The 16,145-nt window shown below is 73.4% G+C and carries 12 protein-coding genes and 1 tRNA gene; 6 read left to right on the top strand and 7 right to left on the bottom strand.

The features are described from left to right. Positions 1 to 152: 152 nt before the first annotated feature. The gene (locus ACSMXW_RS14480; protein ID WP_485806711.1) at positions 153 to 1,367 is read right to left on the bottom strand and encodes a 4-hydroxybenzoate 3-monooxygenase; all 1,215 of its coding nucleotides are present in this window, start codon (positions 1,365 to 1,367) and stop codon (positions 153 to 155) included. Positions 1,368 to 1,726: 359 nt separating this feature from the next. On the opposite strand from ACSMXW_RS14480, the gene ACSMXW_RS14485 reads away from it, so the two are divergent. Beyond that, positions 1,727 to 3,736 (top strand): IclR family transcriptional regulator domain-containing protein, encoded by a 2,010-nt coding sequence (locus ACSMXW_RS14485; protein ID WP_485806713.1) that lies wholly within the window; start codon positions 1,727 to 1,729, stop codon positions 3,734 to 3,736. A gap of 437 nt (positions 3,737 to 4,173) precedes the next feature. Further along, a complete protein-coding gene (locus tag ACSMXW_RS14490) occupies positions 4,174 to 4,365 on the top strand; it encodes a hypothetical protein (RefSeq protein WP_485806715.1) in 192 nt (63 codons plus the stop codon). 379 nt (positions 4,366 to 4,744) lie between these two features. Here ACSMXW_RS14490 and ACSMXW_RS14495 read toward each other — a convergent pair. After that, positions 4,745 to 4,830: transfer RNA gene (locus ACSMXW_RS14495), tRNA-Leu, on the bottom strand. Positions 4,831 to 5,259: 429 nt separating this feature from the next. Here ACSMXW_RS14495 and ACSMXW_RS14500 point away from each other — a divergent pair. Then, positions 5,260 to 6,066 (top strand): ABC transporter ATP-binding protein, encoded by an 807-nt coding sequence (locus ACSMXW_RS14500; protein WP_485806717.1) that lies wholly within the window; start codon positions 5,260 to 5,262, stop codon positions 6,064 to 6,066. A 21-nt stretch (positions 6,067 to 6,087) separates the two neighbouring features. Then, positions 6,088 to 8,616 (top strand): ABC transporter permease, encoded by a 2,529-nt coding sequence (locus ACSMXW_RS14505; protein ID WP_485806719.1) that lies wholly within the window; start codon positions 6,088 to 6,090, stop codon positions 8,614 to 8,616. Between the two features lie 253 nt (positions 8,617 to 8,869). On the opposite strand, the gene ACSMXW_RS14510 is transcribed toward ACSMXW_RS14505, so the two are convergent. Both ACSMXW_RS14510 and ACSMXW_RS14515 read right to left on the bottom strand, forming a co-directional pair. Continuing rightward, complete coding sequence (locus ACSMXW_RS14510; RefSeq protein ID WP_485806721.1) at positions 8,870 to 10,252, bottom strand: class I SAM-dependent methyltransferase; 1,383 nt, start codon at positions 10,250 to 10,252, stop codon at positions 8,870 to 8,872. A 442-nt stretch (positions 10,253 to 10,694) separates the two neighbouring features. Then, on the bottom strand, positions 10,695 to 12,101 hold the full coding sequence (locus ACSMXW_RS14515) for an NAD(P)/FAD-dependent oxidoreductase (protein ID WP_485806722.1): 1,407 nt from the start codon (positions 12,099 to 12,101) through the stop codon (positions 10,695 to 10,697). A 691-nt stretch (positions 12,102 to 12,792) separates the two neighbouring features. Here ACSMXW_RS14515 and ACSMXW_RS14520 point away from each other — a divergent pair. Beyond that, positions 12,793 to 13,065: a type II toxin-antitoxin system Phd/YefM family antitoxin gene (locus ACSMXW_RS14520; protein ID WP_048457331.1), complete on the top strand. Its 273-nt coding sequence runs from the start codon at positions 12,793 to 12,795 to the stop codon at positions 13,063 to 13,065. After that, positions 13,062 to 13,331 (top strand): type II toxin-antitoxin system RelE family toxin, encoded by a 270-nt coding sequence (locus ACSMXW_RS14525; protein ID WP_485806724.1) that lies wholly within the window; start codon positions 13,062 to 13,064, stop codon positions 13,329 to 13,331. The genes ACSMXW_RS14520 and ACSMXW_RS14525 overlap by 4 nt, the downstream gene beginning before the upstream one ends. Positions 13,332 to 13,368: 37 nt before the next feature. Here ACSMXW_RS14525 and ACSMXW_RS14530 read toward each other — a convergent pair whose 3' ends face one another. The 3 genes from ACSMXW_RS14530 to ACSMXW_RS14540 form a co-directional block, all read right to left on the bottom strand. Beyond that, positions 13,369 to 14,322, bottom strand: coding sequence for a Ppx/GppA phosphatase family protein (locus ACSMXW_RS14530; protein WP_485806726.1), 954 nt, complete (start codon positions 14,320 to 14,322; stop codon positions 13,369 to 13,371). 320 nt (positions 14,323 to 14,642) lie between these two features. Next, positions 14,643 to 15,164 (bottom strand): DUF501 domain-containing protein, encoded by a 522-nt coding sequence (locus ACSMXW_RS14535; protein ID WP_485808036.1) that lies wholly within the window; start codon positions 15,162 to 15,164, stop codon positions 14,643 to 14,645. 283 nt (positions 15,165 to 15,447) lie between these two features. Then, on the bottom strand, positions 15,448 to 15,999 hold the full coding sequence (locus ACSMXW_RS14540) for an FtsB family cell division protein (RefSeq protein ID WP_485806728.1): 552 nt from the start codon (positions 15,997 to 15,999) through the stop codon (positions 15,448 to 15,450). Between the last annotated feature and the right edge of the window lie 146 nt (positions 16,000 to 16,145).

Below are 16,145 nucleotides of genomic sequence, written 5' to 3' on the forward strand. Positions count from 1 at the left end.
ACGCCCGATGACGATTCCCCGCTGGGCGCTGCCCGACGCCTGTGGACAACGTGTCGCGCGGGAGCAGTTGGCCTGTGGACGACCGGGGCGGCCCGGCTCGGCCGTGGTATAGGGGGAGCGCGCCGGACGGGTGAGGAGCGCCGCCGTTCGGTTCACTCGAAGGGGAAGCCCGTGTAGCACTCCGCGAGGTCCTGCTCCGCCGCCCGCGACGTGGCGATGCGGTGCAGGCGGGCGAGCTGGATGCGGTCGTCGAAGGGTGTCGCCCCCGGCGGCCGGTGCAGCATCGTCGTCATCGCGTAGGAGAACCGCTCGGCCTGCCAGACCCTCCGCAGGCACGTCTCCGAATAGGCCTCCAGGAGCGCGGGGTCGCCGGTCTTCCGGAAGTGCACGAACGCGCGCGCGAACGTGACGACGTCGCCGACCGCCAGGTTGAGCCCCTTGGCGCCGGTGGGCGGCACGATGTGGGCGGCATCCCCGGCGAGGAAGAGGCGGCCGTACCGCATGGGCTCGTGCACATAGGAGCGCATCGGCGTGACGGACTTGGCGGTGACCGGGCCCCGGCGCAGCACCCAGTCGTCGTCCGGCGCGGTCTCCAGGCGGCGTTCCAGCTCGTCCCAGATCGCCTCGTCGCTCCAGTCGTCGGCATCGGTGTCCGCGGGCACCTGGAGGTAGAGCCGGGAGACCACCGGGGAGCGCATGCTGAGCAGCGCGAAGCCGCGGTCGTGGCGGGCGTAGACCAGTTCGTCGTGTGACGGCGGCACATCCGCCAGGATGCCGAGCCAGCCGAACGGGTAGACGCGCTCGAACACCCGGGACACGGCGGCGGGCACCGCCTTGCGTGACACGCCCCAGAAGCCGTCGCAGCCCACCACGTACTCGCAGGTGAGGACGGACTCGCGCGGCGCCTGCCCGCCCTGCCCGCCGTCCTGTCCGCCGCGCCGCACGAAACGCACCCTGGGGTGGTCCGTGTCGGCGTCCTCCACTGCGAGCGCCTCCGTCTCGAAGAGCAGCGGCCCGCCCTCCCGGAGCTGGAGCTCCACCAGATCCTTGACGACCTCGGTCTGGGCGTAGACGGTCACCGCCCTGCCGCCGGTGAGGCCGGGGAAGTCGATCCGGTGGCGGTGGCGGTCGTAGCGCAGCTCTATGCCGTCGTGCCGCAGCCCCTCGCGGTCCAGGCGGGCCCCGGCGCCCGCGGCGCGCAGCACGTCGACGGTGCCCTGTTCGAGGATCCCGGCCCGCTGCCGCTGCTCCACGTACGCGCGGTCGCGGCTCTCCAGGACGACGCTGTCGATCCCGGCGTTGTGCAGCAGACGGGCGAGGAGGAGGCCTGCGGGGCCGGCTCCGATGATGCCGACGGTGGTGTGCATGGGTGTCCTGTCGGGTCGCGGGCGGACTGTCGGGGCTTCTTGGACTGCTTGCCAAGGCGGGCGTTCGCGTGGTGAACTTTCGTTCACAAACGCCATCGGGAGTCTCTGTCCGGGGCGGGCCGGTGTCAACGCCCGGGTGCGGTTTCCGTCCCTGTCCGGCAGCGGCTCCGGGAACGGTTCCGGCGGACCGGGTCGTCCGGGCCCGGGAGCGGCTCGGGTTCCGGTGGCCGAGTCGGTGCGCCGGAGCCTGCGCGGGCCGGTGGGCTCGGGCCCCGTGGATTCGGACCCGTGGGCCCGGGGGCCGGTGGGCACGCGCGCGGAGGCGGCGAGGAAGCCCTGAGGGAGGCACGGTGACGGGGATGGACACGGCAGGGAGCGGCCAGCCGCTGAGGGGCGCCGAGAGCGCCGCGCAGGACGCCGTGGACGGACCGGGCACCCCCGAGGCGGTGCGGCCGCTGGAGCGGGGCCTGGCGGTGCTGAGGGCGCTGTCCGGGGCCACGGGGCCGGTGCGGGCGGGCGACCTGGTGCGCGCCACGGGGCTGGCCCGCGCCACCGTGGACCGCGTGGTGGCCACCCTGCTCCGGCTCGGGCTGCTGCGGCAGCGCGGCCAGGAGCTCGCCACCACCCCGCGCCTGATGGCGCTCGGCAACGCGTACCTCGCCGCGAGTGGCCTCACCGGCGAGATGGCCGCCCGAGCGGCGCGCCTCGCGGACGAGCTCGACGAGTCGGTCTCCCTTGCGGTGCCGGACGGCGACGGGGTCAGGTTCGTCGCCCAGGCCATCCGGCGCCGCACCATGTCCGTCGCCTTCCGCGTCGGCGACCTGCTGCCGGCCGAGCGCTGCGCGCCCGGGGCACTGTTCGCCGCCGAGTGGGGGCCCGCTCAGTGGGCCGCCTGGCGCACCGCGCGGGCGGCCGACCCCGAGGGCGCCGCCTTCCCCGCGGTACGCCCCCGCGCCGTCCCGGAAGCGGAGTTCGCGCCGCGCGCCGCGCGGGCGGGCGGTGCCGGGTGGGCCCTGGACGACCAGCTCATCGAGCCCGGTCTGATCGCCGTCTCCGTACCCGTGCCCGACGCGCACGGCCGCGTCCGCTGCGCCCTGAGCGCGGTCAGCCACACCAGCAGGCACACGGCGGCGAGCCTCGCGGAGCTCGTCCTGCCCCGGCTGCGCACGGAGGCCGCCCGACTCGCCGAGGCCTTCGCGACGGCGCCCACCCCGCTCACCCCGACCGCCGGCACCCCGGCCGCCGGCACCCCGGCCACCGGCTCGCCCGCCCCGACCGCCGACCCGCTCACCCCGACCGCCGACCCGCTCACTCCGGCCGCCGACCCACTCACCCCGGCCACCGACCCACTCACCCCGACCGCCGACCCGCTCACCCCGACCGCCGACCCGCTCACTCCGGCCGCCGACCCACTCACCCCGCCCGCCGAATCACTCACCCCGGCCACCGACCCACTCACCCCGGCCGCCAACCCACTCACCCCCACCACCGACCCGGCCGCCACCGACCCGGCCGCCACCGGCGCGGCGCCTCCCCTCCCGCTCTCCCCCGCCGCACTCGCCCGGGCCGCCAAGGCCGAACTGGGCCCCGGGTTCCTTCAGTCGCTCGCCCGCGGCCTCGCGGTCCTTCAGGCGCTGGGGGCCGCACGGGAGCCTGGGCTGCCGCTGGCCGCGCTCGCCGCCGCGACCGGGCTGCCCCGGGCCACCGCCCGGCGCTGTCTGCACACGCTGGTGCGCGAGGGGTACGCCACGTACGACGGCCGCCTGTACCGGCCGCTGCCGCGGGTCCTGGAGCTCGGGCACGCCCGGCTGTCCCGGCTGTCGTTCGCCGAGTTCGCCGAGCCGCACCTGCAGGACCTCGCGGAGCGGGTGCACGAGTCCGTGTCCGTGGCCGTGCTCGACGGGCCGGACGTCGTCCATGTGGCGCGCGCGCCCGGCGCCCGCATCATGAGTCCGCGCATCGCACCGGGCGCCCGGTTCCCCGCGTATCCGACCGCCACCGGCCGGGTGCTGCTCGCCGGGCTGCCCCCGGAGGAACGCGACCGGGTGCTGGCCGCCGTCCGGCCCGTCGCCCTCACCCGGCACACGGTCACCGACCCGGGGCGGCTTGCGCTGCTCGTCGCGCGTGCCGCGCGGGACGGGTACGCGTGTGCCGACGAGGAGCTGGAGGAGGGGTTGCGTGCGGTGGCCGTGCCGGTCAGGGACGCGGCCGGCCGGGTGGTGGCCGCGGTGAACGTCGCCCGGCATGCCGCCGGGGAGCCCCTGGCGGTGGCGTGTGAGGCGCTGCTGCCCGCGCTGCGTGCGGCGGCCACGGCGATCGAGACCGAGCTTCACACGGCGTCTCGCTTCACCCCGGTTCCCGTTCCCTAGGCACCCGCACCGGCCGCCCGCCGGTGGCCCTCGACGACACCACCCGCCCCTCCGGGACGGTGACGACGCTCACGTCTCGCCGCGGCCGATCGCTCCCCCACTGCCTCAACGGTGTGGACGGCGCCCCCCAGGCGGCAGAGCCTCCCCCACTGCCTCAAGGGCGTGGGAGGTACCCCAGGGCGCAGACCCGCGCCCTACTGGGGCGCAGCCCCGCGCCCTACCGGGGCGCAGCCCCACCCTCAAGGGGCGCGGGGAACCGGGCGCGCAACCACCCGCCAGTCGGTGGCCCGGAGGCGGTGGTACCTGCCCCTTCGGGGCGGGGCGGGCGCGGTCGTGCCGGGGTTCCGAGCACAAAAGGGCTGGTGCTCCCCGATGCCGCGCCCTACCGTTGGAGGGGATTCACGCCCCCTTCACCTGCCTACCCGTAAGCTTCACACATGGCCACGACTTCTGATTCCCGTCCCGCGCGGTCCGCCGCCGCGGTGAACGAGGAGATCCGTGCGCTGTGGCTGCGCGCCGGTGGGCGCCTCTCCGCCGAGCAGCGGCGCACCTACGAGCGGCTGGTCACGGAGTGGTCCGCGGCCGTCCGCGAGGGCGCCCTGGAGACCGGCGACGAGAGCGTGGCCTGACGACGAGAGCGCGGCCCGGCCGGGCCCGTCCGGTTGTCAGGCCCGGGTCCGTCCGCGGACGGACCGCGTCACGTCGGCCGCATGGCGCTGGTATCGCCGGTACCGCCGGTACCGGCGTGCGACAGACCCCTCATCACATCGCGGAGCCACGGCACGGATCTCGCGGAACCCACCGTCCTCCCCGGCGGGCGCGACCTCCCCTGCGGCATCCCTGCGGGCTGTCGCGGACACCACCGGAGAACCGCTGCGGAACCCGTATACGCCCGTTGTATACGCCGTGCGAGGGACGCCGGCGGCTCCGTGCTCCCACCGTGCTCCCGAACCCCGCCGCGGTACGGCGTCTTCATGCCGTTTCCACAGGTCAGAGGGCCCAGAACGATGGTGCCCGGAACCGGACTTGAACCGGTACGCCCGCGAGGGGCAGCGAGGTTTAAGCTCGCCGTGTCTGCATTCCACCATCCGGGCAGGCCGTGCGCTCCGTCGTGGTTCCGAGCCTATCGGGAGGCCTCCCCCGAACTACGGTGCGATGGAACGATGTTGTCTTATTTTATTGAGCCCTGAGGGCCCGTCAGACCGCGTCGGTAGCTGTTCACACCCGCCAGAGGCCGTTACGCCCCGCCGCACCGTCCCGTACGGAATGACGGAATTTCACCGCACCCCCGGGGAGATTCACCGTTCCCCGACACGGTTACCCGCCGCATATCGGGCATCATCTCGCGGTCAACACGGGCGTGCGCCCTCTGAGGGTCGGATGTCATCCCCAGGTATGACGGCGGCCCGGCCGGTCCGACCGCAGACGGCCCCGGGAACCGGAACAGCGACTGACTACATCGCCGTCCCGGGCCGACACGATGGAACAGTCCCCAGAACCCCGTACGACAGGAGCGCTCCCCCGTGACCACCACCCCCATCGCCGACCGGACCACCCAGGTGGCCGCGCGTGCCACGGAACTGACCAAGGTCTATGGCCAGGGCGAGACCCAGGTGGTCGCCCTGGATCGCGTCTCCGTCGACTTCCGGGCCGCGGAGTTCACCGCGATCATGGGTCCGTCCGGATCGGGCAAGTCGACGCTCATGCACTGCGTCGCCGGCCTGGACGACTTCTCGTCCGGCTCGGTGCGGATCGGCGACACGGAGCTGGGCGCGCTGAAGGACAAGCAGCTCACCCGGCTCCGCCGGGACAAGATCGGCTTCATCTTCCAGGCGTTCAACCTCCTGCCGACCCTCACGGCGCGGGAGAACATCACGCTCCCCATGGACATCGCGGGCCGCAAGCCCGACCAGCAGTGGCTGGAGAACGTGATCACCATGCTGGGCATAGCCGACCGGCTGAAGCACCGCCCCTCCGAGCTCTCCGGCGGCCAGCAGCAGCGCGTCGCGGTGGCCCGCGCCCTGGCCTCCCGGCCCGAGATCATCTTCGGCGACGAGCCGACCGGGAACCTCGACTCCCGCGCCGGCGCCGAGGTGCTGGGCTTCCTGCGGAACTCGGTGCGCCAGCTCGGCCAGACCGTCGTCATGGTCACCCACGACCCGGTCGCCGCCGCCTACGCGGACCGGGTGATCTTCCTCGCCGACGGCCGCATCGTCGACGAGCTGTACGGACCGTCCGCGGACGCCGTGCTGGACCGCATGCGGATGCTGCCCGGCGGCACCGGCACGCCCCACACCACCGCCCAGGGTGCCGCGCACCGCTCCGCCTGACCCTCCCCCACAGGACCTCACATGTTCCGTACAGCCCTGCGCAATGTCCTTGCGCACAAGGCCAGGCTGCTGATGACCGTGCTCGCCGTGATGCTCGGCGTGGCGTTCGTGGCCGGCACGCTCGTCTTCACCAACACCATCTCCGACGCCTACCAGAAGAGCTCGTCCATGGGGTACGACCAGGTGGACGTCGCCGTCACGCCGGGCGGCGCCTCCTCCTCCGACACCCCGGACAAGGACCCCAAGCTGACCGAACGGCTGCGGGTGAGCGCCGAGAAGGCGCCCGGCGCGGCCTCCGCCACCGGGGTCGTACAGGGCTTCACGGCGGTCTCCGACAAGCACGGCAAGCTGCTCGGCGGGGGCTTCCGGTCCGAGGGCGGCAACTACTGGGGCGACAAGGACCCGCGCTACCCGCTACGGGACGGCCGCCCGCCCAAGGGCCCGGACGAGGTCGCGCTCGACGCCAGGACCGCCGACCGCGCCGGCTACCACGTCGGCGACCACGTCCGGATGTCCGTCGACGGCCCCGTGCTGACCCCCACCATCTCCGGCATCTTCACCACCCACGACGGGTACGTGGCCGCCGGCGGCAGCCTCACGCTGTTCGACACGGCCACCGCCCAGCGGCTCTTCCACGAGGAGGGCCGGTACGACGAGATCGACGTCAAGGCCGCCCCGGGCACCAGCCAGGTCCAGCTCCAGGACGCGCTCGACCATGCGCTGCCCAAGGACGCGGTGCGCACCGAGACCGGTCAGGAGCTCGCCGACGACCAGGCACGCAGCATCGCCTCGTCCATGAGCAACATGAAGACGGGGCTCCTCGCGTTCGCCGGCATCGCCCTCTTCGTCGGCATCTTCATCATCGCCAACACCTTCACGATGCTGGTCGCCCAGCGCACCAAGGAACTGGCGCTGCTGCGCGCCGTCGGCGCCTCCCGCCGGCAGGTGACCAGGTCCGTGCTGCTCGAAGCGCTGGTGGTGGGCGCGGTCGCGGCCGTCACCGGCCTGATCGCCGGGATCGGCATCGGGGCGGGCATGAAGTCCCTGATCGCGTCCATGGACAGCACCACCGTGCCCGACGGGCCGCTCGTGGTGTCGCCGGGCACCATCGCGACGGCGCTCGCGGTCGGCATCGTCGTCACCGTCCTCGCGGCCTGGCTGCCGGGCCGCAGGGCCGCCAAGATCCCCCCGGTGGCCGCGATGAGCAGCGTGCACGCCCAGCCGACCACCCGGTCGCTGGTGCTGCGCAACACCATCGGGGCGCTGATCGCCGCCGCCGGCGCCGTCCTGGTGATCGCCGGCACCCGGATGGACGCCGACACCGGCCGGCCCGTGGTGGGCATGGGCGCGGCCGTCCTGGTGATCGGCGTCTTCGTGCTGACACCGCTGCTGTCCCGGCCGCTGATCGCGGCCGCCGCACCGCTGCTGCGGATCTTCGGGGTCTCCGGGAAGCTGGCCCGGCAGAACTCGGTGCGCAACCCGCGGCGCACCGCGGCGACCGCCTCCGCCCTGATGATCGGCCTCACCCTGATCACCGGCCTGACCGTCATCGCGGGCAGCGCCCAGCAGGCCATCGACAAGATGGCGGTCTCCGCGCTGAAGGCGGACTACGTCGTCTCCATGGCGAACTACAACCCGCTCGCGTCCGATGTGGCGCGGACCATCGCGCACACCGACGGCGTCACGGCGAGCAGCCCGATGAGCAACGCGCCGGCCCAGGTCGACGGCCACCGCCACTACCTGACGGGCGTGAACGGCCACGACATCGGCCGGCTCACCGACCTGACCGTGACCGGCGGCTCGTTCAAGGTGTCGGGACGGGACGTCGTCGTCGACGACAAGACCGCCGACGCGCAGCACTGGCGGGCCGGGGACACCGTCCGGGCCACCTTCGAGGACGGCAGGAGCGAGCGGCTGACCGTGGCGGGCGTCTACCGCGGCAACGACATGATCCAGGGCATCCTGATGGACGACACCGCGCTGCGCCCGCACCAGAGCGACCCGACCGACATGCAGGTCCTGGTGAAGACGGCACACGGCCCCGATGCCGCCACGAAGGACGCCATCGAGCGTGCGCTCGGGAACAACCCGGCCGTCCTCGTGCAGGACAAGCAGGACGTCTCCGATCAGCTCGCGAAGCAGATCACGCTGATGCTGAACATGCTCTACGGCCTGCTGGCCATGGCGGTCGTCATCGCGGTGCTCGGCGTGATCAACACCCTCGCCATGTCCGTCTTCGAGCGCGCCCAGGAGATCGGCATGCTGCGCGCCATCGGCCTCGACCGGTCCGCGGTGAAGCGGATGGTGCGCCTGGAGTCGGTGGTCATCTCCCTCTTCGGCGGGGTGCTGGGCGTCGGCCTCGGGGTGTTCTTCGGCTGGGCGGCGGGAAGGACGATCGCCTCCCAGCTCGACACCTACACGATGGTGCTGCCCTGGGGCCGGATGGTGATCTTCCTGGTGCTGGCCGCGATCGTGGGCGTGCTGGCGGCGATGTGGCCGGCGCGGCGCGCGGCCCGGCTCAACATGCTGAGCGCGATCCACGCGGAGTAGCGCCCACGGCCGCCCCGGGGCCCGGCTACCGCCCGCCCCGGGGCCCGGCGGTCCGGACCCGCCCCCACGGGGCCCGGGCCGCCGCCGGGGGTGGCGCCGGGCTCGGTGCCGCCCCCCGGGGAAACGCTCCTGGGGAGCCCATCGGTCATGGACTCCCCAGGAGCGTTCTCCGTCCCCGGCGTACGCGTACGGGGCGTTCCCCGGCGCCACAAGTACGGGGCGCCCGGCGCCACGGGTACGGGGCGCGGTCGCGTCAGTTCCAGGTGCGGGACCGCAGGGGCATCCCGGAGGTGCCCGGGGCGGGCGTCTTCACGGCGAGGAGCTGGTTGACACCGATGCGGTTGCGCTCGAAGGACAGCGCGGAGGCCGCCATGTACAGGCGCCAGACCCGGGCGCGGCCCGGGCTGGTGAGCCGCACGGCGCGCTGCCAGTCGGCCTCCAGGTTGGCCACCCAGCGGCGCAGCGTGAGCGCGTAGTGCTCGCGGATGGACTCCAGGTCCCGCACCTCGAACCCGGCGCGCTCCAGCAGCGACACGGTGGTGCCCACCGGGGCCAGCTCGCCGTCCGGGAAGACGTAGGCGTCGATGAACTTGTCCACCTGGTAGGCGGACTCGTCGGCCTGCGGGCGGCGCGCGATCTGGTGGTTCAGCAGCCGTCCGCCGGGCTTCAGCAGCGCGTACAGGTCCTGGGCGTACTCCAGGTAGCGCGCCGCGCCGACGTGCTCGGCCATGCCGATGGAGGAGATCGCGTCGTAGGGCCCGTCCCTGACGTCGCGGTAGTCCTGGACCCGGATCTCGACCCGGTCGGCCAGGCCCTCGTCGGCGGCCCGCTTGCGGGCGTAGGCGGCCTGTTCCGAGGAGAGCGTGACGCCGACGACCTGGGCACCGTGCTCACGTGCCGCGTGCAGCGCCATGGAGCCCCAGCCGCAGCCCACGTCCAGCAGCCGCTGGCCCGGCTTCAGGTCGAGTTTGCGGGCGACGAGGTCGAGCTTGTCGCGCTGGGCGTCCTCCAGGGTCGCGTCCGGGTGCTCCCAGTACGCGCAGGAGTAGACCATCGACGGGCCGAGCACCAGCTCGTAGAAGTCGTTGCCGACGTCGTAGTGGTGGCTGATGGCCTCCTTGTCGCTGCTCTTGGTGTGCAGGTGGCCGCGGCGGGTCCTGCGCATCTCCTCGGGGGGCGGGGGCGGGGGCGGCAGGGGGCCGGCGAGCGCCGCGAACTCCTGGAGTGCGGAGCGCACGGCGGGGTCGCGCAGCGCGTCGAGCGCGGCCTTGAGGCCCTTCACGCCGCCGGTGCCCGCGGCACCCAGGGCGTCCACCGGGGCCGTGCCCTCCGCGGCCCCGGCCGCGTCCGGGTGTGCGGCTTCGGTGCCGCGCTCCCAGATGAGGCCCGCCATCAGGTCGAGGGCGCGGTAGAGGTCGCCCTCGACATCGAGTTCGCCGGCGACCCAGGCGCGCGCGAGGCCCAGTTCACCCGGCTTCCAGAGCAGGCGGCGCAGGGCGCGGCGGTTCCGTACGGCCAGTACGGGGGTATCGGGCGGGCCCGCCTCGGAACCGTCCCAGGCCCGCAGGCGCAGTGGGAGCGGGGCTCCCAGCAGCTGTTCGGCAAGCGTCCTCAGCCGCTGCGCGGCTTCCGGCATGGCACACACCTCCGTGACGTCGATCCCGGAACCGTCCGACACCACGTAAACACGGGCGGCCCTCTCCCGCAGTCCCGTCCGGCGTCATGGAACGGCAAAGGTGACTGTATAGACCACACATCAGCCCCCACCGGCCGGTGGCCGGGACACGACGCAAACGGCCCTCCTTCGGCCGGTGGCACCCCGACGGCCTCGCCGTGGCCGTCCCCCCTGCCTGGAAGGCGTGGGAGTACCCCCGGCCGTTCCCCGCGCCCTTTCCGGGCGGGCCTTACGTGCGGGCGCCCCCGGCTGCCCTCAAGGGCGCGGGAAACGGCGCGCGCAACCCACCATCGCCCCACCACCGGCCGGTGGTCGGAGGCGCGGGAACGCCGAAGGGGCGCCCGCACCACGGATGGCGGGCGCCCCTTCGGGGAGGGCGGGGGCCGGCGGCCGGCCCAGGACGTCAGGAAGCCTTGGCCTTCTCGCCGCCGGAAGACGAGGCCACCGAGGCCTCCTTCCGCACCGCGGGCGCCGGCGCGGGCTTCGCCGCCTCGTAGAACTCCTCGCGCGGGGACTCGATCGCCCCGAGCGAGACGACCTCGCGCTTGAGGAACATGCCGAGGGTCCAGTCGGCGAAGACGCGGATCTTCCGGTTCCAGGTCGGCATGGCCAGACCGTGGTACCCACGGTGCATGTACCAGGCGAGACGCCCGCGCACCTTGATCTTCATCTTGCCGGCCACGATCATCGCGACGCCCTTGTGCAGGCCGAGCCCGGCCACCGCACCCTTGTTGGCGTGGCTGTACTCGCGCTGCGGGAAGCCGCGCATCGCGGAGACCACGTTGTCGCCGAGGACCCGGGCCTGGCGGAGCGCGTGCTGGGCGTTCGGCGGGCACCAGGCGTTCTCGACGCCGGCCTTCCGGGCGGCGAGGTCCGGGATCTGGGCGTTGTCGCCCGCGGCCCAGATGTAGTCGGTGCCCTGCACCTGGAGGGTGGCCGCGGTGTCCACATGGCCGCGCGGGCCGAGCGGCAGGCCGTAGCGGGCCAGCACCGGGTTGGGCTTGACGCCGGCGGTCCACACGATCGTGTTGGAGTCCACCTCGAGGCCGTTGTTCAGCACCACGTGACCGTCGACGCAGGAGTCCATGCCGGTCTTCAGGTAGACCTCGACACCCCGGCTCTCCAGGTGCTCCTTGCCGTACGCACCGAGCTTGGGGCCGACCTCGGGGAGGATCTTGTCGGCGACGTCCACGAGGACGAAGCGCATGTCCTCGCGGCTGACGTTGGTGTAGTACTTCGCGGCGTCCCGCGCCATGTCCTCCACCTCGCCGACGGTCTCCGCACCGGCGAAGCCGCCGCCGACGAAGACGAAGGTCAGCGCCTTGCGGCGGACCTCCTCATCGGTGGTGGAGTCGGCCTTGTCGAGCTGCTCGAGGACGTGGTTGCGCAGGCCGATGGCCTCCTCGATGCCCTTCATGCCGATGCCCTGCTCGGCGAGGCCGGGGATCGGGAAGGTCCGGGAGACGGCGCCGAGCGCGATCACCAGGTAGTCGAAGGGCAGCTCGTACGCCTCACCGACCAGCGGAGCGACGGTGGCGACCCTGCGGTCCTGGTCGATGCCGGTGACACGGCCGGTGAGGACCTCGGCCTTGGGAAGCACGCGCCGCAGCGGCACGACGACGTGCCGGGGCGAGATGCTGCCGGCCGCGGTTTCTGGAAGGAAGGGCTGGTACGTCATGTACGAGCGCGGGTCGACGACCGTGACGGTCGCCTCGCCGTAGCGCATCTTCTTCAGAATGCGACGAGCTGCGTACAGGCCTACGTACCCACCGCCTACTACGAGGATCCTGGGACGCTCCGTGGTGCTCATGCCATCGAGTATCCACCCGACCGGAGGGGGGTCTCGTGCGCCCCTTCACAAGGTTCGCGGGGAGGTGTGTTACCCTGCACGGCCACCGCGACCGGGGGCGCCCGGGTGCACGTGTCGGCCCCGTGAACCGTCGACCGCCCCCTTCCACCGCCTCCCCCGGACCACCCCCTGTGAGCTGCCCCTCAGAGGCTGAGTGTGGTCTGCGCCACGGCCCCTTTTCATCGGAGTGACACATTCCCGCCATCGGGCCGTAGTGGGCGGCAGGGACCCTGCGCCCCTTCCAGAGGCGGATGACACCCCGCAAGCTGCCCCTACCGGGGCCAATTCCTTGTGAAGAACTTCACGAACTTTTCCGGAGAGGGCGTTCACACGGTCCCGCCACGGACCGCCACGCGGGCTCTGCGGGCCTCCGCGGAGGCCCTGCGGAGACCCCGCGGAGGCACCGGTTCCGGCGCGGCACCCGCGGCGGACTCCCCCCTCCTACGCCCCTCTGCCGACGGCCAGTTGGGGACGAGGGAGGGGCGGCACGCCGCACCCGCGGCACCGGGTACCCACTCCGCGTACACCGTCCCACGGCATCCCGGTCAGCGACCCTCCAGGGCCACCTCGTACGCGATGCCGTCGAGCATCGCTCACGAACGCGACCCCCAACGGACGCCAACGTGTACACGTGCACGCGTACACTGACCTCATGACTGAGAACACCGTGACCGTACGGGAAGCCCGCGCACACCTCGCCGACCACATCAACCGGGCTGAGGAAGGCGTCCCGACTGTCATCACGCGCAATGGCGCCCCGGTGGCCGCCGTGGTGCCGATCTCGGACTTCGAAGCATTGGAGGAAGCGGCCGATGTGATGCTGGCGCGCGAGGCCGAAGCTGTACTGGCGGAGGGCGGCACTACCGTGACGATGGCTGAACTGCTGGCAGACCTCTTCACCGAGCAGGACGGCGAGGCGGCGTGAAGTACGCCTTCCGGTTCACCACGGCGGCACAGCGTCAGCTTCGGGCGATCAGCCGACCCGACGCCATGCGCATCCTGACCGCGTTGACCGCACTCGGTGACGACCCGTACCGCCAGGACGCCGACGTCAAGAAGCTCACCGGCCCGTCCGGGCTCTACCGCCTCCGGGTCGGAAGCCACCGGATCGCCTACCAGATCAACGATGGCGAACTCGTCGTCCTCGTTGTCAAGGTGGGCGACCGGCGGGACGTCTACCGCAACCTGTGACGCCCCACCCGGCACCGGGACCACCGGGCACCACCCCTCAACGCACCTCGCTCGCCGCGAAGTGAGCGATGCCGTCCAGGATGTCGTGCTCGCTCACGACGACCTCCTCGGCGCCGGTGCGCTCCATGATCGCCAAGAGGATGAGGGCGCCGGCGCCGATCACGTCGACCCGGCCCGGGTGCATCACGGGGATCGCGGCGCGCTCGGCGTGGGTGGCGGTGAGCAGGGAACGGGTGATCCCGGCGACCTTGTCGCGCGGCACGCGCGCGTGGTGGATGGCCGCCGGATCGTACTCCGTCAGGCCGAGCGCGATGGCCGCGACCGTGGTGACCGACCCGGCCAGCCCGACGAGGCTGCGGGCCCCGGTGAGCGGCACGGTCTCGGCGGCGAGGTCGAGCGCCGCCTCGACATCGGCCCGTATGGCCTCGACCTGGCCGGGCTCGGGCGGGTCGGTCACCGCGCCGTCCCGCACGAGGTGCCGCTCCGTCATCCGCACACAGCCGATGTCCACGCTGCGCGCCGCCGCCACCCGGTCCTCGCCGAGCACGAACTCCGTGGAGCCGCCGCCGATGTCGACGACCAGGTAGGGCCCCGGCACATCGGTCCGCCCGAGGAGGTCCCGGGTGGCGCCGGTGAAGGAGAACGCCGCCTCCGTCTCCCCGGTGACGACCTCCGGCGGCACGCCCAGGATGCCCCGGACGCCTTCGGTGAACGCGTCCCGGTTGGCCACGTCCCGGGAGGCGGACGTCGCCACGAACCGCACCCGCCGGGCACCGTGCCGCTCGATCAGCTCCGCGTACCGCCGGCACACCCGGAACGTCCGCTCCAGGGCCTCCTCGGCGAACCGCCCCGTCTTGTCCACGCCCTGCCCGAGCCGGACGATCTCCATGGTGCGCTCGACGTCGGTCAGCTCACCGGTCCCGGGATGAACGTCGGCGATGAGCAGCCGGAGGCTGTTGGTACCGCAGTCGATGGCGGCGACACGGGTCATCGGGGCTCCTGTCGGATACGGGGACGAGGCCGAGGCCATGGGCCGTGGCCCATGGGTGGTACGTGGGGGGAACGTGGTGGGCACCGGCGTACGGGGCGGTGGCGGGCGCGTGGCGGGCGCGGGTGGCGCCCGCCGCGGTTCCTACGGGCAGGGGGTGCGCGTCGTGCACGGGCGCGCCGGCTTGGGCCGTGGCGCGTGTGTGGGCGCGCGCCGGGGCGCGTGGGCGACGGCGGTGCGTGGGCGACGGCGGTGCGGCGTGGCGTCGATCGCCGGCGGGGGCGGCGTGCGCCGGGGCACCGAGCACTGCGTACCGGTGGCGCTCAGTCCGCGTCGGCCTGGACGCACGGGCCCTTGCGCCACCACTCCGGAAGCATCGCCAGCGCCTCGTCGCCGAGCGGGTTGACGCCGGGGCCCGCCGCGAGCGAGTGGGCGACCAGCACGTGCAGGCACTTCACCCGGTCCGGCATGCCACCGGCGCTGGGGAACCCGGTCAGCTCCTCGATCTCGTCCCTGCGCCGCAGGTAGTCCTCGTGCGCCCGCCGGTACGCCGCGGCCAGCTCCGGATCGGTGCGCAGCCGGTCCGTCATCTCCTTCATGACGCCCTCGGCCTCCAGCGTGCCGATCGCGGAGGCGGCCCGCGGACAGGTGAGGTAGTACAGCGTCGGGAACGGCGAGCCGTCGGGCAGCCGGGGCGCCGTCTCGACGACGTCGGGCAGCCCGCACGGGCAGCGGTGCGCGACGGCCCGCAGGCCGCGCGGGGTACGGCCGAGCTGCCGCGTACAGGCCGCGATGTCCGCTTCGGTCGGCTCGGTGCGCTCGGTGGGCGGCGGGGGCGTCTGCATGGCCGGGGTGGTGTCTCTCATCGGTGGGTCGGATGACGGGGCGGTCGGTGGGCCGCAAAGGGGGTCGGGGGGAGGAAGGGGAGGAGGTGGAGGAGGTGGAGGACAGGGGCGGGATTGAGGGCCGTGGGCTCGCGGATGGCCGGCGGACCCGGGCGGCCGGTGGCCGGCGCTGCGGCCGATGGTCGGCTGCCGTGGCCGGTGGGGCCACGGTGGTCGGGCGGCGACGAGCGCCGGGCACACCGCGCGGTGCTCGGAGGTCGCCCCGGCGGCCGGCCCCACGGACTCAGGGGCCGCCCGGAGCCGGGTGGCCGGGGCTCTCCGCACCGCCGGGCCCGCCGCCGTCCCCCGCCTCGTCCGCACGGTCCACGGTCTCCCACACATGCGCGTACCAGGGCCGTACGGCGGGCGCCCGGGAGCCCTCGTCGGTGCTCGACCGCTCGTCGGACCTCGGCCGCACGACCGTGTACCCGGTCTCGCCGGGTCTCACGTAGTGCAGCCGCTTGCGGATCTGCTGCTCCGCGTAGGCGTCGTCCTGCCAGCGGGCCTTCTGGTCGCGCAGCTTCTCGACGCGGGCACGGTCCTGCTCCATCTCGCGGCGCATGTCGCCGATCTCGGCGCGCTGCGAGACGTACTGCCGCATCGGGTACGCCAGCGCCACGATCAGCGAGCAGAGCACCAGGGCGAGCACCGCCGCACGGCCGGTGAGCCGGGAGCGGCGGGCCTGGCGCCTGCTCTGGGAGCGGTAGACACGGGCGGCCGTCTGCTCGCCGAGCAGCCGCAGCCGGGTCGCGGTGGAGAACCGGTCGCGGCCCGTGTCCCGGTCCTTTCCGGGCATCTGTTCCCGCCTCCCCTGAATGTGCCGGTGTCCCCGCACACGGTACGGGACCGCGGGCGGGGACGGCGGGATCCGCGAGTGTCAGACGGTGCCCCCGCCGGGCGCGGGGGCATGCGCTCTGCCGTACCGGCGCAGCCGCCAGAGGT

This window comes from Streptomyces sp. DSM 116793, assembly GCF_057320905.1.